Raw genomic sequence first — 21,947 nt, forward strand, 5'->3', positions numbered from 1 at the left:
GGGTCAGCGCTGGCCGCGCACGCCCAGCAGAACCTCGTCCCACGACGGCATCACCGGCTTGCCCTTCTTGGTGCGCCGGTTGGCCGCGGGCTGCTGCTCGGGAGCGGGCTGCTGCTCGTCGGCCGTCGCCTCGGCGGCGGGTCGTTCCGAAGCCTGCTCGCTCGCCGCCGGGGCTGCGGGGGTCTCCTTCGCGGCCGGGGCGGCAGGCTGCTGCTCGCGCTCGGGAGCCGCGGGCGGGCTGGTCCGGGGCTCGGGCGGGGCCTGGCGCTGCGCGGGCGGCCCGGAACGCCGAGGCTCCGGTGCGGTGCGCGCGGAGCGCTCCGCCACCCGCGGCGGCTCGGGGGAGGGCGAGTGCTCGCGTCCGGCGTCGATCCGCCCGCCACGCACGTTGTCGGAGGCCGCGGCCCGCAGCTCCTCCGGGCGGTCGGGCGTCGGCGCCGCAGCGGGCTCCTCGGTGCGTCCGATCTCGATGACCGGCCCGACGGTGCGAAGTGGCCTCGCCGGCAGTCCTTCGACGAGGTCGCTGGCGTGCTCGTCGATCGCGGTGACGGTGCCGCCGTTGGCGCCCGGCTGGAACGTCCAGTGCGCCCGGTTGTCGGACCTGCCCGCACGCCACGACAGCGCGACGACCCAGCGGCCGTCCTCGCCCTTCCAGGAGTCCCACTCGGCCTCGCCGTACTCCTGGCCGCGGAGACCGAAGGTGTGGGCGACCACGTCTCCGAGCATCCGGGTGTCGGGTCCGTCGGCGCGCACCGGATGGGCACGCTGGGCCACCTCTGCCGTGCGGGTGCGTTCGAGCAGCACCGGATAGGCGAAGCGTTCGATCTTCTGCAGTGGCACGCCTGCCGCCGCGGCGACCTGCTCCACGGACGCTCCGGCGCGGATGCGGGCCTGGATCTCACGTGGGCGCAACTGACTCTCCAACTCGATCGCAATCTGTCCGAGCCGGGACAGGTCTCCCCGCGCAGCAGCACGCAGCTGCTCGTCGGCCACCACAGAGAAGCGCTCGTGACGCTCGGGATCCTCGAGAACGACGGAGATCTCACCGCCACCCTCGGTGATCCCGACGACCCGCAGCGCCCGCATCGGCGGCCTCCCCGCTCTCGTACTCCCCGTCTGGGTGACGGTAGTTGCCAAATCGCAACCTGCCGCGGAGGCGCGCCGGGCCCGGTGGACGTCGTCCCACGTCGTTGCCGCCCCCGGTCAGCGCACCCCGCGCCGCGCAGCATCGCACGTTTCGGCCGTTTGGAGCAGTGTGGGAAGGTAACAGTTGCAACTACGCAGCGTTACCAATACTGCTCATACCACGACGCGAGCGGTGGACGCCCGTCAGGATGTCTGGTCCACGACCCAGTCGATGCAGGCCGTGAGGGCCTGCACGTCGTCGGGGTCGACGGCCGGGAACATGCCGATGCGCAGCTGGTTGCGGCCCAGCTTGCGGTACGGCTCCGTGTCGAGGATCCCGTTCGCACGCAGCGTCTTCGCCACCGCCGCGGCGTCCACGGAGTCGGCGAAGTCGATCGTGCCGACCACCTGCGACCGGTGGGCGGGATCCGTGACGAACGGAGTGGCGAACTGCGACTTCTCGGCCCACTCGTAGAGCCGGGCCGACGAGTCGGCGGTGCGGGCGACGCAGGCGTCCAGGCCGCCGAGTCCGAGCATCCAGTCGATCTGCTCGGCCATGAGGAACAGCGTGGCGACGGCGGGCGTGTTGTAGGTCTGGTCCTTGACCGAGTTGTCGACGGCCGTGGCGAGCGACAGGAACGGCGGGATCCAGCGGTCGGACGCGGCCAGCTCGGCCACGCGGGCGAGGGCGGCCGGGCTCATCAGCGCGATCCACAGGCCGCCGTCGGAGGCGAAGCCCTTCTGGGGCGCGAAGTAGTACGCATCGGCCTGGCGGATGTCGACGGGCAGGCCGCCGGCGGCGGACGTGGCGTCGATCACGACGAGCTGGCCGTCGGTCGCGGCCTCCGGGCGCACCACCGGCACCGCGACACCCGTGGAGGTCTCGTTGTGGGCCCAGGCGAGTACATCGCAGGTGGGGTCCGAGGCGGGGGCCGGGGCGCTGCCCGCGTCGGCCTTGATCACCACCGGGTCGGCGAGGAAGGGCGCCCCGCGGGTGGAGTCGGCGAACTTGGACGAGAACTCGCCGTAGGACAGGTGCAGGGCGCGGTCGCGCACCAGGCCGAACGCCGCGGCGTCCCAGAACGCCGTGGACCCGCCGTTGCCGAGAACGACCTCGTACCCCTCGGGCAGCGAGAAGAGTTCGGCTAGTCCGGAACGCAGCCGGCCGACCAGTGACTTCACCGGCTTCTGGCGGTGCGACGTGCCCATCACGGCGGCGCCTGCGTCGGCGAGCGCGGCGAGCTGCTCCGGGCGGACCTTGGAGGGTCCGCAGCCGAAGTGCCCGTCGGCAGGCTTGAGGTCGGCGGGAATCTGCAGGTCACTGGAGGTCGAAGCGGTCACGGACTCCAGTGTCGCAGCCATCGGCGCGGAGAAACCGGTGTGGGGCGTCACCGTCACCCAGCCGCGGGGTCCGCTAGCGGCCGGGCCGATCTACGCGTTCGCCCGCGTTCTGGACAGCTCGTCCGTCCCGCGGTAGGTGCGGCGGTAGGCCAGCGGTGCCACGCCGATCGCCGAGTGCAGGTGCTGGCGCAGCGACGTGGTGGTGCCGAACCCCGCGTCCGCCGCGATGCGCTCCACCGGGAGATCGGTGCTCTCCAGCAGCCGCCGCGCCAGCGCCACCCGTTGCGTCGTCAGCCAGCGCGCCGGGCTGAGCCCGGTCTCGTCGCGGAACCGGCGGGTGAACGTCCGCACGCTCATGGACGCGTGCGCGGCCAGGTCGGCGAGGGTCAACGGCCGGTCGATGCGCTCCAGCGCCCAGGCCCTGGTGGGCGCGGTGCCCGGGCCGGCGGGGTCGGGGATCGGCTCCATGAACTGGGACTGCCCGCCGTCGCGCCACGGTGCCACCACGCTGCGCCGGGCCACGCGGTTGGCCACCGCGGCGCCGTGGTCGCGCCGGACGAGGTGCAGGCACAGGTCGATCCCGGCCGCGTTTCCTGCCGAGGTCAGCACGTCGCCGTCGTCGACGTAGAGGACGTCGGGGTCGAGCAGCACCGCCGGGAACAGGGCCCGGAACGCCGCGGCGTGCATCCAGTGGGTGGTGGCGGGCCGGTGGTCCAGCAGTCCGCCTGCTGCCAGCACGAACGCACCGGTGCAGATGGACACCATGCGCGCGTCGAGCCCCTGCAGGGCGGCGGCCAGCTCGGGCTCGAGCTCGCCGCGCTCCTTCGCGGAGCCGCCGTAGATCCCCGGGACGATGACCGTGCCCGCCGTGCGCAGGATCGACGCGTCGTGGTCGGGCAGCACCTGGTAGCCGGCGGAGGTGCGGACCGGTCCGCCGTCCAGTGTCGCCACGCGGACCCGGTAGAGCGGCCGCTCCTCGTCGTCGACGGCTCCCCCGAGGAACCGGTGCGGCAGGCCGAGCTCGAACGCGACGACGGTCGGCAGCGCGAGCACCGCGACCTCGTGGACGGACATGGCCGAATCTTTTCACATGATGGCCTTCGGGCCACTGTTGTCCTGCATACCGATCTACGATGCTGGCTTCTCGTGACCCGAGTCAGCACGCCGATGCGCACCCGGCCCGCCCGTCGCATCCATCCCGCCTGGTGGGCGGCGGCCGTCACGTTCCTGGCGCTCGTCGGCGCGGCAGGCTTCCGCGCCGTTCCGGGCGTGCTGATGGACCCGTTGCACGACGAGTTCGGCTGGTCGATCTCGACGATCTCGCTCGCCACCGCCGTCAACATGGCTCTGTACGGCCTGACGGCTCCGTTCGCCGCCGCGTTGATGGAGCGGTTCGGCATCCGCTACGTCGTCACGGCGGCGCTGGTGGTGGTGGCCGCGGGCAGCGGTCTCACCGTGTTCATGACGGCGAGCTGGCAGCTCGTCCTGTGCTGGGGCGTGCTCGTCGGGCTGGGCACGGGCTCGATGGCGCTCGCGCTCGTCGCGACCGTCACCGGACGCTGGTTCGTCGCCCGCCGAGGGCTCGTCTCCGGTGTGCTGACGGCGGGCGGCGCCGCGGGTGGCCTGGTGTTCCTCCCGCTCGTGTCGCAGCTCGCCGCGGCGCACGGCTGGCGGCCTGCCGCCCTCGCCGTGGCGGTCGCGGCGCTCGCCGTCGCGCCGTTCGTGCTCTGGCTGCTGCGCGACCGTCCCCGCGACATCGGCGTGACGCCCTACGGCGGCACCGAGGCCGACGACGTGGAGCCGGTGCGGACGGGCGCGGCACGCATCGCGCTGCGGGCGCTGGGCACCGCGGCCAGGACGGGCCCGTTCTGGTACCTCGCCGCGGGGATGATGATCTGCGGCGCCACCACGATGGGGCTGATCCAGCCGCACTTCATCCCCGCCGCCCACGACCACGGCATGCCCCCGACGACGGCGGCGGGACTGCTCGCGCTGGTCGGGATCTTCGACGTGGCCGGCACGATCGCCTCGGGCTGGCTCACCGACCGCGTCGACCCTCGGCTGCTGCTGCTCGCCTACTACGTGCTGCGCGGGCTCTCACTGCTCGCTCTGCCGTGGCTGTTCGGGCCGCACATCGAGGCCAACATGCTGGCGTTCATCGTGTTCTACGGGCTGGACTGGGTGGCGACGATCCCGCCGACGATGGCGCTGTGCCGGGAGCTCTTCGGGGCCGCCGCGCCCGTCGTCTTCGGCTGGGTGTTCGCCTCCCACCAGGTGGGCGCGGCCCTGATGGCGTTCGGGGCCGGCATCGTCCGGGACGAGCTGGGCACCTACGACACGGCCTGGTACGCCGGTGGGGTGCTGGCCGTGGTGGCCGGCGTGCTCTCGCTGCTGGTCCGGCGCATGCGGGTGCCGGCCCCGGTGTGACCCGGGGCCGGCCCGACGCACTCAGCCGTGGTTGATCTCGTCCCAGCCCTCGACCGCGGAGGGCAGGCGCGGGCCGGGCCCGATGTACTGCGCGGACGGGCGCACGAGCTTGTTCTCCCGTTTCTGCTCCAGGATGTGCGCCGACCAGCCCGCCGTGCGGGCGCTGGTGAACATCGCCGGCATCATGTGCGGCGGAACCTCGGCGAAGTCCAGGATCACGGCGGCCCAGAACTCGACGTTCGTCTCGATGGGGTGGTCGGGACGGCGGGAGCGGAGCTCGGCCAGTGCCGCCTGCTCCAGCGCCGCGGCCACCTCGTACCGCGGAGCCTTCAGCTCCTGGCAGGTGCGGCGCAGCACGCGGGCCCGCGGGTCCTCGGCCCGGTAGACCCGGTGCCCGAAGCCCATGAGCTTCTCCTTGCGGTCGAGGATTCCCGTGACCAGCGCCTCGGGGTCGCCGGAGCGCTCCACCGCCTCGAGCATCGGCAGCACCCGCGCAGGCGCGCCGCCGTGCAGGGGCCCGGACATCGCGCCGATCGCGCCGGACAGGGACGCCGCGACGTCGGCACCGGTGGACGCGATGACCCGCGCGGTGAAGGTGGAGGCGTTCATGCCGTGCTCGGCCGCCGACACCCAGTACGCGTCCACCGCCTTGATGTGCGCAGGGTCCGGCTCGCCGCGCCAGCGCGTCATGAAGCGCTCGGTGATCGTGGTGCACTGGTCGATGCGCGACTGCGGCACCGCGGGGATGCCGATTCCACGGGCGGACTGCGCCACGTAGGACAGCGCCATCACCGACGCCCGCGCGAGCTGCTCGCGGGCCTCGTCCTCGGCGATGTCGAGCAGCGGCCGGTAGCCCCAGTACGGGGCCAGCATCGCGAGCGCGGCCTGCACGTCGACGCGGACGTCACCGGTGTGCACCGGGATCGGGAACGACTCGGCGGGCGGCAGTCCCGGGCCGAACCGGCCGTCGACGAGCAGGGCCCACACGTTGCCGAAGGTCACCTTGCCGACGAGGTCCTCGATGTCGACGCCGCGGTAGCGCAGGGCTCCGCCGTCCTTGTCGGGCTCGGCGATCTCCGTGCGGAACGCCACGTGGCCCTCGAGTCCCGACTTGAAACCCGGCGGTGGCGGGGGTACCACGTGCTCCGTGCTCCCCGCCGGTTCCGCGGCGGTGGTGCCCGGAGGGGTGGTGCCCAAGGGGGTTGGTGTGGTGGTCACCGCGGGTCTCCTCGTCGTGGTCCCGACACAGGTCACCGGCCGCAGGCACCGGTGGCGTCGTTGGCCGGGCTTCGGTGGACCGCCCGGAGGAGTGCGCCCGGGCCGGGCCGCCGACCACGGCCGTCGGTGACGGTCGACGTGGCTGGCGTCACCATGCCTTCGTGGACCCGTGGTGGCAACGGGGGAGCAGGGTGGCATCGGTCACCGGATCTTTCGGACCAAACCGCCCCGCCATAGCGTGAGGAGCGGCAACCCGGGGAGGCGTGTCATGGCGGAGCGGCTGGCGACGATGCGGGTGGACTACGACTGCGAGGGGTTCGACATCGACGCGCTGGCTCCGACATGGCACGAGCAGCTGGCCCGCTGGCTCGTCGAGGCGGAGGCCGCCGGCGTGCCCGAGGCCAACGCGATGGTGCTGGCCACGGCGGGGCAGGACGCCCGGCCGTCGTCGCGAACGGTGCTGTGCAAGGGCGTGGACGCCCGCGGCGTGGTGTTCTACACCAACTACACCTCGGCCAAGAGCCACGACCTGCGGGCGAGCCGCTACGCGTCGGTCACCTTCCCCTGGTACGGGATGCACCGGCAGGTGCACCTCCGTGGCCCGGTCGAGCTCGTGTCGGCGGAGGAGACGCGCAGCTACTGGGCCACCCGGCCCCGCGGTTCCCAGCTCGGTGCGTGGGCGTCGGCGCAGTCGGCGGTCGTGCGCGACCGGCGGTCCCTCGACGACGCGCTCGAGGCCGTGACGCGGCGGTTCGCCGACGAGGACGTGGTGCCCGCGCCACCGCACTGGGGTGGCTGGCGCCTCACCCCGGAGCAGGTGGAGTTCTGGCAGGGCCGCGCCAACCGCATGCACGACCGGCTGCGGTTCGAGGTCGACGGACACGACCGCAGCTGGACGGTCAGCCGCCTCGCCCCCTGACGCGGGTCGCGCCGCGGCCGACCGTGATTCTCGGCACTCACCGCCCGGAGCCGGGTGGTGCCTGCGGATCACCTGAGGTTCTGTCATGCCGAGGTGGCGGCGGTCCACAGCCGGTGATCGGGCGCACAGCCGCCTCGGGGACCCCACGCGGAGCCCATGAATCTCCCATCTCGAGGTGGTAGGGGTATCTCCGTGATGTCCGGTCCGGAGGAACCCACCCGCCCGAGCCGGCTGGGGCCGGAACCGCCCACCACGCGGATCCCCTCGGGGCCGGACGCTCCGACCCGCCCGACCGAGCGCGGTTCGGCGTCCGTGACCCGCAGGATCGGCGGGGTCGTCCGCGGTGCCCTGGCCGACACCCGCCCGCTGCGCACCCCGGCATACCGGCGGCTCTGGCTGGCCGGCGTGGTCACCGTGGTCGGCTCCCAGCTGTCGGTGGTGGCCGTCCCGACGCAGATCTACCAGCTCACCGGCTCGTCCGCATACGTCGGCCTGACCGGGCTGTTCGGGCTCGTGCCGCTGGTCGTGTTCGGGCTGTGGGGCGGCGCCATCGCCGACGTGATGGACCGGCGCCTGTTGCTCCTCCTCTCCGGAGGGGGGATCGCGCTGTCGTCGCTGGCGCTGTGGGTCACCGCCGCGAGCGGCGTCGGTGGCGTGTGGAGCGTGCTGGTGCTCTTCGCCGTGCAGACCGCGCTCCTCGCGATCAACCAGCCCACCCGCAACGCGGTGATCCCCCGCCTCCTGCCGCCGGGGCAGCTACCCGCCGCCAACGCGCTCAACATGACGGTGCAGCAGGTCGGGGCCATCGCCGGGCCGCTGCTGGCCGGGGTCCTGATCCCGGTGGTGGGGTTGCCGACGCTCTACCTCGTCGACGCCATCGCCCTGCTCGCCACCCTGTGGGCGACGTGGCGGCTCCCGGCGCTGCCGCCGGAGTCGGCCGTCAACCGCCGCGCCGGAGCGCGCCAGGTCATCGAGGGGTTCCGCTACGTCGCCCTGCACAAGGTGCTGCTGGTCTCGTTCCTCATCGACGTCGTGGCCATGGGCTTCGGCATGCCGCGGGTGGTGTTCCCGGAGATGGCGCACACGGTGTTCGGGGATCCGATCGCCGGGGGCCCGGCGCTCGGGTTGCTGTTCGCCGCGATCCCCATCGGGATGGTGGTCGCCGGGCTGTTCTCCGGGTGGCTCACCCGGGTGCGGCGGCAGGGAGTGGCGGTCACCTTCGCCGTCTGCACGTGGGGTGTCGGCATCGCCCTGTTCGGGCTGTCCGGCTCGCTGTGGCTCGCGGTGCTGTTCCTGGCCCTCGCGGGTGCGGGGGACATGGTGAGCTCCGCGTTCCGGAACTCGATGCTGCAGACCGTCGCCACCGACGAGATGCGCGGTCGCATGCAGGGGGTGTTCACGGTGGTCGTGGTGGGTGGGCCCCGGCTCGCGGACCTCTGGCACGGCCCGGCCGCGGACGCGATCGGTCCGTCGGCTGCAGCGGCGGTGGGTGGCTTCGCCGTGATCGTGGGCGCGATCGTCGTCGTGGCCGTGTTCTCCGTGTTCTGGCGCTACCAGGCGCCGGCAGCCGACGCGGGACCGCCGTAGCCGTGTGACGGCCAGATCTCGATCGTGACAATCCGGACGATCAGCAGGTGACGTAGGCGGCGTCACCCGTCACCATCAGGCCATGACTGATGTGAGCACGGTCACCGGACAGCCGCCGCTGAAGCGGGCGATCGGACCGAAGCTGCTGCTGTTCTTCGTGATCGGCGACATCCTGGGCACCGGCATCTACGCCCTCACCGGCTCGGTGGCCGGCGTGATCGGGGGCGCGCTGTGGGTGCCGTTCCTGCTCGCGTTCATCGTCGCCTTCATCACGGCCTTCAGCTACCTCGAACTGGTCGGCAAGTACCCGAGGGCAGCAGGTGCCGCGCTCTACACGCACAAGGCGTTCGGCATCAACTTCCTCACCTTCATGGTCACGTTCACGGTGATGGCCTCCGGGGTGACCTCGGCCGCCACTGCCGCGAAGGCGTTCGGTGACACCTACCTGCGGCAGTTCATCGAGCTGCCCACCTGGGCGGTCGCCGCGGCCTTCATCGCCGGCCTCGCCCTGATCAACTTCCGCGGCGTGGGGGAGTCGGTCAAGGCCAACGTGGTGCTCACCATCATCGAGCTGTCGGGCCTGCTGCTCATCATCGGCGTGGGTCTCTACGCGGTGGCGGGTGGCGCGGGGGAGCCGTCCCGGCTGCTGGAGATCAACACCGGGGAGACCACGGCGTTCGTCGCGATCACCGCGGCCACGTCGCTGGCGTTCTTCGCGATGGTCGGGTTCGAGGACTCCGTCAACATGGCCGAGGAGTGCCGCAACCCGGCGAAGATCTTCCCGCGGGCGATGCTGCTCGGGATGGGCGTCGCCGCCGCCATCTACGTGATCATCGCGGTGCTGTCCTCGATGCTCGTGCCGGCCGACGACCTCGCCGCGGCGAAGAGCAGCGCCCTGTTCCGCGTGCTCGAGGTTGGGGCGCCCGGGTTCCCGCTCGGCCTGTTCGCGGTGATCGGCCTGTTCGCCGTGGTGAACTCCGCGCTGATCAACATGCTGATGGCGAGCCGGCTGCTCTACGGCATGTCGAACGAGCGGATCCTCCCGCCGGTGCTCGGCCGGGTCCACGAGGGCCGCCGGACTCCGTGGGTCGCGATCGTCTTCACCAGTGTGATCGCGATCATCCTGGTGGCGGCCGTCGACATCACGGCGCTGGGCGGCACCACGGCCCTGCTGCTGCTGGCCGTCTTCACCGTCGTCAACATCGCGGTGCTCGTGCTCCGCCGCCGTGACCCCGTCGAGCACGCGCACTTCCGGGCGCCGTCGTGGACGCCTTACGTCGGCATCGTGCTCTGCGGCTTCCTCGCCACCCCGCTGTCCGGCCGGCCGTTGCAGCAGTTCGCGCTCGCTGGGATCCTGTTGCTGGTCGGCGCAGGGCTGTGGGTCATCAACTATTTCATCGTCGGCAAGGTGGATGTCGACCCTGAACAGCTCACCAAGAGCTGAGCGCCCCACGTCACATGCTCTGGCGGGCGCGGTCGGCGGGCCGAGCACTAGCGTTGCGGCCAACCACGAAAACGAAGAGTGCGAGGGAACCTCCACATGGCCGACGAGACCACGAGCGCTGTCCTGCACCACCCCGGTGGCGAGTACGAGATGGCGATTCAGGACGCCAGCGAAGGCGCTTCTGCCTTCGACATCTCCAAGCTGCTGCCTTCGACGGGGCTGGTCACGCTCGATTCCGGCTTCGGCAACACCGCCGCGTGCAGTTCGGCGATCACCTACATCGACGGTGACGCCGGGATCCTGCGCTACCGCGGCTACCCCATCGACCAGCTCGCCGAGAGCTCGACGTTCCTGGAGACCAGCTACCTGCTGATCTACGGGGAGCTGCCGTCGCAGACCGAGCTCGACGCCTTCACCAACAAGATCAGTCGCCACACCCTGCTGCACGAGGACCTCAAACGGTTCTTCGACGGCTTCCCCCGCGATGCGCACCCGATGCCGGTGCTCTCGAGCGCCGTCAGTGCACTGTCCACCTTCTACCAGGACAGCCTCGACCCCTTCGACGAGGACGCCGTCGAGCTGTCGACGGTCCGGCTCCTGGCCAAGGTGCCCACCATCGCGGCCTACGCCTACAAGAAGTCCATCGGGCAGCCGTTCCTCTACCCGGACAACTCCCTGGGGCTCGTCGAGAACTTCCTGCGGATGACGTTCGGCTTCCCGGCCGAGCCCTACGAGATCGACCCCGACTTCGCGCGCGCCCTCGACGTGTTGCTCATCCTGCACGCCGACCACGAGCAGAACTGCTCGACGTCCACGGTCCGGATGGTGGGGTCGTCGCAGGCCAACCTGTTCGCGAGCATCTCGGCCGGCATCAACGCATTGTTCGGGCCGCTCCACGGTGGTGCGAACCAGGCGGTGCTGGAAATGTTGCAGCGCATTCGCGACGTCGAGGAGGGCAACGTCGACGCCTTCGTCGAGCGCGTCAAGAAGCGGGAGAAGGGCGCCCGCCTGATGGGCTTCGGGCACCGCGTCTACAAGAACTACGACCCGCGGGCGAAGATCGTCAAGCAGAGCGCCGACGACATCCTCAAGAAGCTCGGGGTCACCGACCAGCTCCTCGACATCGCCAAGGCCCTCGAGGAGCGCGCGCTCGCCGACGACTACTTCATCGAGCGCAAGCTCTACCCGAACGTCGACTTCTACACCGGCGTCATCTACCGGGCCATGGGCTTCCCCGTGAAGATGTTCACCGTGCTGTTCGCGCTCGGCCGGCTGCCCGGCTGGATCGCGCACTGGCGGGAGATGATCAACGACCCGACCACGAAGATCGGCCGTCCGCGCCAGCTGTACGTCGGCTCGACGGAGCGTCCGTACGTGTCGATGAACCAGCGCTGAGGTCCGTCCGTCCCGCAGCGGGGTGACATCACCGGCGTTCGCCGCCGGGGATGTCACCCCGCCTGCGTTCCCTCCCCGATCGACGCGCGGGATGTGGCCACCGCCGTTAGCGTCGGCCCATGGCTGACACCGCCGTCGTCTGGTTCCGGCGTGACCTGCGGGTACGGGACCAGCCCGTCTTCCTCGCCGCCGCCGGTGCCGCGTCCCGGTCGCTCGCGCTGTTCGTGCTCGACCCCGCGTTGCTCCGGCCGTCCGGAGCGGCCCGGCGCACGTTCCTCTACCGGTCGCTGCGCGCGCTCGACGAGGCGCTGGGCGGCCGTCTGCTCGTGGTCCACGGCGACCCCGCCGAGGTCGTCCCCGCGGTCGCGGACGCCGCCGACGCGGCTTCCGTGCACATCGCCGCCGACTTCGGCCCCTACGGCACCCGCCGTGACGAGGCCGTCGAGAAGTCGCTCGCGGACGCCGGCCGTGAGCTCGTCCGCACCGGCTCGCCGTACGCGGTCGCGCCGGGACGGGTGCGCAAGGACGACGGGAGCCCGTTCCGGGTCTTCACCCCGTTCCGCCGGGCCTGGACCGAGCACGGCTGGCGTCGTCCCGCCGAGACCGACGCGTCGACCGTCGCATGGCTCGACCCGGCCGCCGTGGACGGTGGCCCGCGCGCGGTCGGGATCCCGGACGACGACCCCGTGGACGCCGGGCTCCCCGACGCGGGCGAGGACGCGGCACACCGGCAGTGGACGGCGTTCCTGGCCGACGCGGTGACCACGTACGGGGACGACCGCAACCGGCCCGACAAGGAGGGCACGTCCCGGATGTCGGTGTACCTCAAGTACGGGGCGGTCCACCCCCGCACACTGCTCGCGGACCTCGCGTCCCGGCGCTCGACGTCGGTCGAGACCTACCGCACCGAGCTCGCGTGGCGCGAGTTCTACGCCGACATCCTGTTCCAACGGCCCGACTCCGCCCGCGCCAACTACGACCGGGCCTTCGACGCCCTGCCGCTCGCGTCCGGCCGCGAGGCGGAGGAGCGGTTCGACGCATGGCGCGAGGGCCGGACCGGGTTCCCGATCGTCGACGCCGGGATGCGCCAGCTCCGCGAGCAGGCGTGGATGCACAACCGGCTGCGGATGATCGTGGCGAGCTTCCTCGTCAAGGACCTGCACCTGCCCTGGTGGCGCGGCGCGCGTCACTTCATGCAGCTGCTCGTGGACGGGGACCTCGCGTCGAACCAGCACGGGTGGCAGTGGACCGCGGGAAGCGGCACCGACCCGGCGCCGTACTTCCGCATCTTCAACCCGGTGGTGCAGGGGGAGAGGTTCGACCCCGACGGCGACTACGTGCGGCGGTTCGTCCCCGAGCTGAGGGGCGTGGCGGGCAAGGCGGTGCACCAGCCGTGGGCACTCCCTGGCGGTGCGCCTGCCGGATATCCGGAGCCCATCGTCGACCACCGCGTCGAGCGGCAGGAGGCGCTCGCCCGCTACGAGCGGGTGAAGGCGCAGCGGCGCTGAGCCGCCCCACGCCCCCGATCGGGGCGCGACCTGCGCGGGAGGGACGCATTCGGCATCAGCGGGTGAGCAACGCCGACCCACGTAATTGCTCCATACGGGGGGTCGCCTTAACCTTCGGGGCACACCGACGGAGAGGGTGAGCCATGGCCGAGGAAGACGAGACGCGCCCTCGGCGGCGACGCGGGTGGCTCGGGCTGGTCGTGCTGCTGCTGGGCGTGATCATCTGGTTCGCGCGCTCCCGGCGGGGCGCCCTCGCCCCGGCCGAGCCGTGGCTGGGGGTGCAGCCGGTACCGGCCCCCGCCCCACGTGAGATCCGGCCCCCCGCTCCCTCTGACTCGGATGCGTCTGATTCGGATGCGTCAGAGGCAGAGGTGGGTGCGAGCTCGGGTTCCGACGGGGTCGCAGGTCCGGACCCGGAGTCGGACTCGGATCCGGACTCGGCCGCCGCGACCGAGGGCGCCTCCACGACGGACGAGGCCGGCTCCACGTCCGTCATCTCGGCTCCTCCGACGCCGCCGGCCCCGACCATGGCTCCCGAGTTCCCGTCCGTGGCCGCCCCGGCTCCGTCCGTTCCCGCTCCGGCTGCCCCGGTTCCCGCTGCCCCCGTTCCTCCGGCTCCTGCCACCTCGGGTCCCGCCGGCGCGCGTTCCGCCGATCCAGCTCCGGCTACCCCGGGTCCCGCTCCGTCGGGTTCCGCCGGCTCGGATGCGGCCGCACCAGCTCCGGTCCCCGCTGCCGAGCCTTCCGCCGGTTCGGCTCCAGATGCTCCGGCTCCCGCCGACCCGGCTCCCGCCACCTCGGCGCCTGCTGCTGCGACTTCCGCTGCCGCGATCTCCGCCCCGAGCGCCTCGGCTCCCGTAGCTCCCGCAGACCGTTTGGAGGCCGAGCCCACCCCCTCGATCTTCGAGCCCACCACCCCCGCCCCTGCTGAGCCGGCGCCGCCCAGCTGGACGGAACTGGCGGACGATGCCGTCACCGAGCTCCTGCCGACGACGGCGCCCCTCCAGCCGGTGCACGAGGAGGAGCCGCACTCGCTGTTCACCCCCGCCCCGCCCCGGCGGGTGACCCCGCGTCCCGACCGGCCGTCCCCGTCGCCCCGCCGCCGCAAGCCCGCGTCGCCGCGAGGGGGAGACCTTCCCCCTGGCGCGGCTGCCGCACTCGCGGACGGCGATGCGCCCGATCCCGACTACACGATCAAGGCCAGCACCGGCTCCCTGCTCTTCCACCCACCCGCCAGCCCGTACTTCCGGCGGACCAAGGCCGAGATCTGGTTCCGCACCGCTGAGGACGCCCGGGCCGCGGGGTTCACCGAGTGGACCCCGAAGAAGCGCACCGACTCCTGATCCACCCGACACCGGACCGGAGCAGCTCGCCGGCGGGGAACGGGCGACTCGCCGCAAGCCAGGCCAGTGATCGCCACGAGACTCACCGATTCGCCCTCGGGAGGGCGAATACGCGGATCTCGGGCCGATCTTCGTGGCGAGCCAGGGGGGTGGGTCAGGGGCGGGGGGAGAGGGCCTCGCGGAGGCTCACCCGGGCTCCGGTGCGCAGGACGGAGTTCCGGTAGACCCGCCCGGCCAGCCTTACGACCACGACGATGGCGATCACGGCGAGCAGGGCCGCCACGAGCACCTCCTGCAGGGAGGCCACCCCGAGGGCGTAGCGGGCGGGCATCACCGTCTGCGAGAAGAACGGGATGAACGACAGCACGGCGGCCAGGCCGTTGCGGGGGTCGTTGGGGAGCAGGTTGAGGGTGAGGATGAACGGGATCAGCAGCACGAAGATCATCGGGGCGACGACCGAGCTGAGCTCCTCCTGGCGCGACACGGTGGATCCGACGGCCGCGTAGAGGGACGCGAAGAGGAAGAAGCCCAGCAGGTACCAGACCACGACCATGACGAACATGCCCGCGGCGGCGGTCGGGACTGTCAGCAGGCCGGCCGCGGTGGCGCCCACCGCGCTGATCGCGCTGAGGATCACCAGCTGCAGCAGTCCGACCGCGCCGAGCCCGAGGATCTTCCCGGCCAGGAGCTGCCACGGCTGGATGGTGGCCAGCAGCAGTTCGACCACGCGGCTCTGCTTCTCCTCGACCACCCCGGTGGCCACGAGCTGGCCGTACCCGCTGAGGGAGAAGAACAGCAGGATGACACCGACGAACGCGAGCGCGAGCTTCTGCCCGGACTCCGGGTCCTCGGGCTCCAGCGTGTCGACGCTCACCTGCGACTGCTCCCTGAGCTGCGCGGGGTCGATCCCCGCGCCGGTGAGAGCGGTGGTGAGGGTCTGCTGTTCGACGGCCGAGCCGACGAGCGACTGCAGCCTGCTGTCCACCGCGTCGAGCCCGAGCAGCTCGTACCCGCCGGCTTCGCCGGTGAAGAGCGCGTCGAGGTCACCGGAGTCGACCTGCTGCCTGCCGGCCTCGTCGTCGACCGTCCGGATCGTCAGGTCGATGCCCTGGGCCGTTGCCGACTGCTCCAGCATCGGCTGCAGCGACGCGGTCTGCGACGTGACGCCGAGGGTCTTGCTGTCGGACTGCGAGCCGATGTACGCGCCGAGCAGGAAGAGGCCACCGAACAGGACGAGGGTGACGACCAGGCCGATCACGAAGCTGCGGGACCGGACCTGGGAGACGAACTCGCGCCGCGCCACGAGCAGGACCACCTGCCTGGTCGAGAGCGGGCCCGTCATGCCGCCGGCTCCGCGGGCTGGTCGGCCGTGGCGGGGCCGGCCTCGACGACGTCGCGGTAGAGCTCGGTGAGCGGTGGGCGCCAGCGCCGGAACTCGTGCACGGGACCGGCCGCCAGCGCCGCGCGCAGGAGGTCCTGGTCGTCGACGTCCGGTGCCAGGCGCACCCGGGCGTGGGTGGGGTCGTCGGCGGCGACGAGCTCCACGCCCGGGATGCCGTCGGTCCAGCCCGTCGGGGGCCCGTGGACGTCGAGGACGGTGGCTCCGTCGCGTGCCCTGAGCTCCTCGACGCTGCCGACGGCGACCATCCGCCCTGCCGCGATGATGCCGATCCGGTCGCAGAGCCGTTCGACCAGGTCGAGCTGGTGGCTCGAGAAGATCACCGGCACCCCCGAGTCGGCCTTGTCGCGCAGCACGCTGCTCATCACGCCGACGGCGGTGGGGTCGAGACCGGAGAACGGCTCGTCGAGCACGAGTACCTCGGGGTCGTGCACCAGTGCCGCGCACAGCTGCACGCGCTGCTGGTTGCCCAGCGACAGCTTCTGCACCTCGTCGCCGACCCGCTCGGAGATACCGAGCCGCTCGGTCCAGCGCTGCACCGACGCGGCGGCGTCGGTGTTGCTCAGCCCGTGGAGCCTGGCGAGGTACTGCAGCTGCTCCCCGACCTTCATCTTGGGGTAGAGCCCGCGCTCCTCCGGCATGTATCCGATGCGCCTGCGCAGCTCGGCGTCGATCGGGGAGCCCTTCCAGCGGACCTCGCCCGAGTCGGCCTCCAGGACCCCGAGGACGATCCGCATCGTGGTGGTCTTTCCGGCGCCGTTGCTGCCGACGAAGCCGAAGACCTCACCGGGGCGGACCGCGAAGGCCACGTCGGCGAGCGCCTGGCGCGAGCCGAACCTCTTGGAGATCCCCCCGATGTCGAGCACGCGGATGACCTTACTGGTCGGTCAAGCCGCTTTTGCCGTCTTCGACCGGCAGCAGGCGGACGTCGCGGCTTGCGTTCGAGCGCGCTCGAACTCCTAGCTTCGCGGGCATGGCAAACCTCGGTACGACACCGTCGACCTGGATCATCACCGGCGCGACGCGGGGCCTCGGTCGCGCGCTGGCCGAGTCCGCGCTGGCTGCGGGGGATCGCGTCGTCGCCGCTGTCCGTCGGCCGGACGCGGTGGCCGACCTCGCGGAGGCGCACCCCGACCGGTTCGTCGCGATCGCCGCCGACGTCCGCGACACAGCCCGTGCACCGGAGGTCATCCGGACCGCGCTCGACAGGTTCGCTCGCGTCGACGTCCTGGTCAACAACGCGGGACGCGGCTTCGTCGGCGCCGCCGAGGAGGTGGACGATGCGACCCTGCGTGAGCTGATGGACCTGCACCTGTTCGGCCCGGCCGCCCTCGTGCGCGCCGCGCTGCCGGCGATGCGGGAGCAAGGCAGCGGCACCGTCGTCCAGATCAGCAGTCAGGGCGGACGGATGTCGTTCCCCGGCGTGGGCGCGTACTCGGCCGGCAAGTTCGCCCTCGAAGGCTGGTCGGAGGCGCTGGCAGGCGAGGTCGCGCCGTTCGGCATCCGCGTGCTGATCGTCGAGCCGAGCCGATTCCGCACGTCGTTCAACGCCCCGGGCGTCCTGGGCTTCGCCGACGCGAGCGACACCTACGCCGACGTCCTCGACGCGGTCCGCAGGGACATGGCATCGGCGGACGGAGTGCAGCAGGGCGACCCGGCCCGCGCGGGCGACATCATCGTCGACCTCGTCCACGGTTCGGACCTGCCGCTGCGGCTGGCCCTGGGCCGTGAGGCGGTGGAGCGGATCTCCGCGTCCTACCGCCGTGGCCTCGGCGAGCTCGAGCGGTGGCAGCACGCTGCGGTGGACGCCGACTTCGCGGACGCCCTGCCCTCGGCCCGGCCGATCTAGTGCCTAGGCTCGGTCACGATGGCAACCGAGGACCTGATGAGCAGGGTGCTCCACACGCTCAGCGAGGTCGACGGACCGATGTCCGTCGAGGTGATCCACCAACTCGTCGACGTCACCGGAGTCGAGGAACCGATGACGATCGCCGAGGTCGCCGACCTGCTCGACCTCTCTCAGCACACGCTGCGCTACTACGAGCGGATCGGCCTGATCGAGGTCGGCCGGAACTCGGGCGGCCACCGCGTCTACGAGCCCGCGGCGGTGCGGCGCCTGGTGTTCCTGACCCGCATGCGCCTGTCCGGGATGGCAATCCGGGACCTGCAGCACTACGTGGCTCTCGTCGACGCCGGCACGGACACGGTGCCCGAGCGGCTGGAGATGTTGCTCGAGCACCGCGACACCGTCCGGCGCCAGATCCGCGAGCTCACGCTGTCCCTGACCGCCACCGAGTACAAGATCGCGACTTACGGCGGCGCCACCGGGGACGGGCCCAGCACCGGTGGCGCCGGGCCGGCAGCGCACTGAGATCGGGAGGTCAACCCCGGCTTCCGGCTTCGAGACCGGGCACGGAGATGCCGTAGCCGCGGATCTTGCGGTAGATCGTGGCCCGCGACATCCCCAGGTGGCGGGCCGCCTCCGCCTTGTTGCCGTCGTTGTCGAGCAGGGCGTCGACGATGGCGTCGCACTCGATGGCTTCGAGCGGTGTGAGCACCCTGCGGGTGATCGCCCGACACTCCGGGGGCAGGTCGGCCGCGGTCAGCACCCCGGACCTGCGCCGGGCGACGGCCTTGCGCAGCACCTGGTAGAGCTGCTCGATGTTGCCGGGCCAGCGGTTGCGCATGAGCACCCGCAGGGCGTCGGAGGAGCAGGTGAGGTCGTTGCCCCGGGTGAGCCGGGTGAGCAGATGGGGGACCAGCTCGGCGACGTCCTCCACGTGGTGGCGCAGCGGCGGCACCTGGACGGTGCGCGGGAAGCACTCCAGCAGGACGCTCGCGTCGAGGCCGCCGGGTCCGACGGTGACGACGACCCACGGCCGCTCGGGGTCGGTGGACTCGCGGTGCGGCTCGAGTGCGTCGGCCAGCGCCCGTATCCCGTCGGGGGCCAGCCGGTCGACGTGGGTGAGCACGAGCGTGCCGCTGCCGTTCTCCAGCTCGTCGATGATCTCGGCGATCCAGCGCGGGCCGTAGTCGTCGGCGTCGAGAAGGCGCAGGTGCGCGGCGGGGGTGCGCCGCTGGTGGGTGGCGCGGGCGATGGTGGTCTTGCCGGTGCCCGCCTCGCCCTCGAGCACCAGCCACTCCCGGTTGTGGAAGTGGCGGTCGACGGCCTGGCAGCACTTCACCCAGAGCACCCCGGACCCGACGGCGGTCAGGGAGGTCATCGCAGGCAGGGCCGCCTGGCGGGTGCGGGAGATCTCGGGTGCGGCGAGCTGGACGAGCAGGACGCCGCCGACCGCGTCGCGGTCGGTCCAGCTCGGACGGCAGCTGACCCGGGCGATCGCGCCGCTGGGCAGGTCGACGAGAAGCAGCCGGCGTCCCGAGCGCAGTGCCTCGGTGGCCCCGCCGATCAGCGTGACCTGGTCGGCGGGGTCGATCAGCTCCCGGGCGCTGTCGTTCATCATCACGAGGTCGGGGCTGATGGCGAGCACCGCGCCGCGGTTGCGCCGGCACGCGGTGAGGTAGTCGTGGAGCAGGGCGAGCTCGCGCGGGCCGGACTGGTCGAGCAACGCCCCCTCGATCTGGCGCGCGATGCGGGCCACGGCGGTGGACATGAACCGGCCGGCGTCGGGCCGCCAACAAGTGAGGTCGACGACGCCGAGCAGCTTGCCGTTGACGGGGTGCCAGATGGGGGCGCCCGCGCAGGCGAGGTCGGCGAGGCGGTCGACGTAGTGCTCGTGGCCGAACACCTGCGCGGGACCACGGCCCTCCAGCGCGGTGCCGATCCCGTTGGTGCCGATGAAGCGCTCGGCGTAGGAGAAGCCGGGGGCGAGCCAGACCTTGTCCAGGTGCTGGTTCAGCGTGGAGTCACCGGTGCGGCGCTCCAGCACCACGCCGTCGGCGTCGGTCAGGATCAGGCTGACGGGTTCACCGGCCAGCTGGTCGGTGACGTCGGCCATGATGGGCCCCGCCGCCCGGACGAGTGGTGAGTCGCGCTCCGGTGCGAACTCGCACGACAGCTCGACGCTGTCGGTGGCCACGTCCCACTCCCGGGAGCGCGTCCAGGACGCCAGGATCGTGTCGCGGACCGAACCCTCCTCGACCTGGTCGTCCACCAGGAAGGACGTGCGGGCGCGTACCAGCACCTCGGCGGACCTGTCGGTCCGTCGAGGCGGGAGTGCGTGGTTCGAACGGACCAAGCGCGTGCTCTCCCTCGGCGCAGCGGTGCTTCGCGACGGTGCGGAAACCTTGCGTCAACGTGAAGGTACCGCTCCATGAAGCAGCATGGGGGCGAGCAATCGGACACCGTCTCATATTGAGACCACTGGGTGACGCCCGGAGAGGTGTGATTCCGGGCACGAGACAAGGGTCCGGTGCAAGCTGCCCGCGCTGCTCACGCCGGGGACGGCGTCTCGGGTCCACCTCCGCTGCCGGCGCCACCCGCGCAGGACCGGCACCGCGGACGGGGGCAGACCACGGGGAGCGGCGTGTGCTCCTGCCGGTCCGGCGACAACGCCGGGTGGGCGGACGGCGCGCACGCCGGTCCGCGGCCCACCACCACCGTGAGGAGTCGATGTGAGTCGGCAGAGTCTGGCGAAGGCTCATCAGAAGATCCAGGAACTCGCCTGGGAGCCGCAGTACCACGAGCCGTACATGAAGTACGGAACCGACTACACCTTCCGGAAGTCCGCCAAGAAGGACCCGCTCAAGCAGGTTCTCCGGTCCTACTTCCCCATGGAGGAGGAGAAGGACAACCGGGTGTACGGCGCCCAGGACGGGGCGATCCGCGGCAACATGTTCCGGCAGGTGCAGGAGCGCTGGCTGGAATGGCAGAAGCTCTTCCTGTCGATCATCCCGCTGCCCGAGATCTCCGCGGCGCGGTCGATGCCGATGCTGTTCCACGTGGTTCCGAACCCGGAGCTGCACAACGGCCAGGCGATCCAGATGATCGACGAGGTCCGGCACTCGACGATCCAGCAGAACCTCAAGCGCCTGTACATGAACAACTACATCGACCCGGCGGGCTTCAACAACAGCCTGCGGAACTTCCAGAGCGACTACTGCGGCACCATCGGCCGCCAGTTCGCCGAGGGGTTCATCACCGGTGACGCGATCACTGCGGCCAGCATCTATCTGACGATCGTCGCGGAGACGGCGTTCACGAACACGCTGTTCGTGGCCATGCCGGCCGAGGCGGCGGCCAACGGCGACTACCTCCTGCCCACCGTGTTCCACTCGGTGCAGTCCGACGAGTCGCGGCACATCTCCAACGGCTACGCCACCCTGCTGATGGCGCTGTCGGACGAGGACAACCGCCAGCTGCTCGAGCGCGACCTGCGGTACGCGTGGTGGAACAACCACCGCGTGGTGGACGCCGCCATCGGCACGTTCATCGAGTACGGCACGAAGGACCGCCGCAAGGACCGCGAGTCCTACGCGGAGATGTGGCGTCGCTGGATCTACGACGACTACTACCGGTCCTACCTGGTGCCGCTGGAGAAGTACGGCCTGACGATCCCGCACGACCTCATCGAGGAGTCGTGGAAGCAGATCTGGGAGAAGGGCTACGTCCACGAGGTCGCGCAGTTCTTCGCCACGGGTTGGCTCGCCAACTACTGGCGCATCGACGCGATGACCGACGAGGACTTCGAGTGGTTCGAGTACAAGTACCCGGGCTGGTACGACCGGTACGGCAAGTGGTGGGAGAACTACTCCCGCCTGGCCACGCCCAACGGGCACAACGCGATCGTGGCCGAGGACGTCGACTACGTCTACCCGCACCGGTGCTGGACCTGCATGGTCCCGTGCCTGGTGCGTGAGGACATGGTCATGGCGGAGGTCGACGGCCAGTGGCGCACGTACTGCCACGAGGTCTGCCGGTGGACCGACGTCGAGGCCTTCCGGCCGACCTACCAGGGCCGGGAGACGCCCAACATGGGTCAGCTGGTCGGCCACCGCGAGTGGGAGACGCTCTACCACGGGTGGAACTGGGCCGACGTGGTCAAGGACATGGGCTTCGTCCGTGACGACGGCAAGACCATGACGGCGCAGCCGCATCTCGACCTCGATCCCAAGAAGATGTGGACGCTCGACCACATGCGGCGGATGCCTCCGCTGCAGAGCCCGAACGTCCTGCTCAACGAGATGAGTGACGACCAGCGGCAGGCGTTCCACGCCGACTACGTCCGCCAGGGACCGGCCGGTCGCCCGGCCCCTACCGACGCCTGAGCGCGGGCCAGGC

General features: G+C 71.5%; 17 protein-coding genes. 10 read left to right on the forward strand and 7 right to left on the reverse strand.

Going from position 1 to position 21,947, the window contains the following annotated elements:
• Window positions 1-3 precede the first annotated feature (3 nt).
• From sepH to ACQPZA_RS02925, 3 genes are all read right to left on the reverse strand, one after another.
• Window positions 4-1,086, reverse strand: coding sequence for a septation protein SepH (gene sepH, locus ACQPZA_RS02915; RefSeq protein WP_169399894.1), 1,083 nt, complete (start codon window positions 1,084-1,086; stop codon window positions 4-6).
• A 243-nt stretch (window positions 1,087-1,329) separates the two neighbouring features.
• Entirely contained in the window at window positions 1,330-2,466 is a 1,137-nt protein-coding gene (gene serC, locus ACQPZA_RS02920) for a phosphoserine transaminase (protein WP_312859541.1), read from the reverse strand.
• Between the two features lie 90 nt (window positions 2,467-2,556).
• Window positions 2,557-3,540 (reverse strand): GlxA family transcriptional regulator, encoded by a 984-nt coding sequence (locus ACQPZA_RS02925; RefSeq protein WP_433278134.1) that lies wholly within the window; start codon window positions 3,538-3,540, stop codon window positions 2,557-2,559.
• A 93-nt stretch (window positions 3,541-3,633) separates the two neighbouring features.
• On the opposite strand from ACQPZA_RS02925, the gene ACQPZA_RS02930 reads away from it, so the two are divergent.
• Entirely contained in the window at window positions 3,634-4,893 is a 1,260-nt protein-coding gene (locus tag ACQPZA_RS02930; RefSeq protein ID WP_433282653.1) for an MFS transporter, read from the forward strand.
• Between the two features lie 21 nt (window positions 4,894-4,914).
• Here the strand turns inward: ACQPZA_RS02930 and ACQPZA_RS02935 are convergent, their stop codons facing one another.
• On the reverse strand, window positions 4,915-6,033 hold the full coding sequence (locus ACQPZA_RS02935; protein WP_433282655.1) for a citrate synthase 2: 1,119 nt from the start codon (window positions 6,031-6,033) through the stop codon (window positions 4,915-4,917).
• 346 nt (window positions 6,034-6,379) lie between these two features.
• Between ACQPZA_RS02935 and pdxH the strand changes: the two genes are divergently transcribed.
• From pdxH to ACQPZA_RS02965, 6 genes are all read left to right on the forward strand, one after another.
• The gene (pdxH, locus tag ACQPZA_RS02940) at window positions 6,380-7,030 is read left to right on the forward strand and encodes a pyridoxamine 5'-phosphate oxidase (RefSeq protein ID WP_169399897.1); all 651 of its coding nucleotides are present in this window, start codon (window positions 6,380-6,382) and stop codon (window positions 7,028-7,030) included.
• Window positions 7,031-7,225: 195 nt separating this feature from the next.
• Window positions 7,226-8,617, forward strand: a complete 1,392-nt coding sequence (locus ACQPZA_RS02945; RefSeq protein WP_433278136.1) for an MFS transporter — start codon at window positions 7,226-7,228, stop codon at window positions 8,615-8,617.
• 82 nt (window positions 8,618-8,699) lie between these two features.
• On the forward strand, window positions 8,700-10,061 hold the full coding sequence (locus tag ACQPZA_RS02950; RefSeq protein WP_169399899.1) for an APC family permease: 1,362 nt from the start codon (window positions 8,700-8,702) through the stop codon (window positions 10,059-10,061).
• A 96-nt stretch (window positions 10,062-10,157) separates the two neighbouring features.
• Window positions 10,158-11,456, forward strand: a complete 1,299-nt coding sequence (locus ACQPZA_RS02955) for a citrate synthase (protein WP_169399900.1) — start codon at window positions 10,158-10,160, stop codon at window positions 11,454-11,456.
• Window positions 11,457-11,575: 119 nt separating this feature from the next.
• Complete coding sequence (locus ACQPZA_RS02960; RefSeq protein ID WP_433278137.1) at window positions 11,576-12,964, forward strand: cryptochrome/photolyase family protein; 1,389 nt, start codon at window positions 11,576-11,578, stop codon at window positions 12,962-12,964.
• 875 nt (window positions 12,965-13,839) lie between these two features.
• A complete protein-coding gene (locus tag ACQPZA_RS02965) occupies window positions 13,840-14,307 on the forward strand; it encodes a sunset domain-containing protein (protein ID WP_433278138.1) in 468 nt (155 codons plus the stop codon).
• Between the two features lie 154 nt (window positions 14,308-14,461).
• Here ACQPZA_RS02965 and ACQPZA_RS02970 read toward each other — a convergent pair whose 3' ends face one another.
• Window positions 14,462-15,649: an ABC transporter permease gene (locus ACQPZA_RS02970; protein ID WP_433278140.1), complete on the reverse strand. Its 1,188-nt coding sequence runs from the start codon at window positions 15,647-15,649 to the stop codon at window positions 14,462-14,464.
• On the reverse strand, window positions 15,646-16,572 hold the full coding sequence (locus ACQPZA_RS02975) for an ABC transporter ATP-binding protein (protein ID WP_433278142.1): 927 nt from the start codon (window positions 16,570-16,572) through the stop codon (window positions 15,646-15,648). Before ACQPZA_RS02975 ends, ACQPZA_RS02970 begins: the two co-directional genes overlap by 4 nt.
• Before the next feature lie 107 nt (window positions 16,573-16,679).
• On the opposite strand from ACQPZA_RS02975, the gene ACQPZA_RS02980 reads away from it, so the two are divergent.
• Window positions 16,680-17,555 (forward strand): SDR family NAD(P)-dependent oxidoreductase, encoded by an 876-nt coding sequence (locus tag ACQPZA_RS02980; protein ID WP_433278144.1) that lies wholly within the window; start codon window positions 16,680-16,682, stop codon window positions 17,553-17,555.
• Window positions 17,556-17,573: 18 nt separating this feature from the next.
• The gene (locus tag ACQPZA_RS02985; protein WP_433278146.1) at window positions 17,574-18,077 is read left to right on the forward strand and encodes a MerR family transcriptional regulator; all 504 of its coding nucleotides are present in this window, start codon (window positions 17,574-17,576) and stop codon (window positions 18,075-18,077) included.
• 10 nt (window positions 18,078-18,087) lie between these two features.
• Here the strand turns inward: ACQPZA_RS02985 and ACQPZA_RS02990 are convergent, their stop codons facing one another.
• Entirely contained in the window at window positions 18,088-19,851 is a 1,764-nt protein-coding gene (locus ACQPZA_RS02990) for a sigma-54-dependent Fis family transcriptional regulator (protein ID WP_433278148.1), read from the reverse strand.
• 445 nt (window positions 19,852-20,296) lie between these two features.
• Here ACQPZA_RS02990 and ACQPZA_RS02995 point away from each other — a divergent pair, with 445 nt between their 5' ends.
• On the forward strand, window positions 20,297-21,934 hold the full coding sequence (locus ACQPZA_RS02995) for a methane monooxygenase (protein ID WP_169399417.1): 1,638 nt from the start codon (window positions 20,297-20,299) through the stop codon (window positions 21,932-21,934).
• Window positions 21,935-21,947 lie beyond the last annotated feature (13 nt).

Origin of the sequence: Pseudonocardia xinjiangensis, from assembly GCF_050948425.1 — a bacterium.
Classification (GTDB): domain Bacteria; phylum Actinomycetota; class Actinomycetes; order Mycobacteriales; family Pseudonocardiaceae; genus Pseudonocardia; species Pseudonocardia xinjiangensis.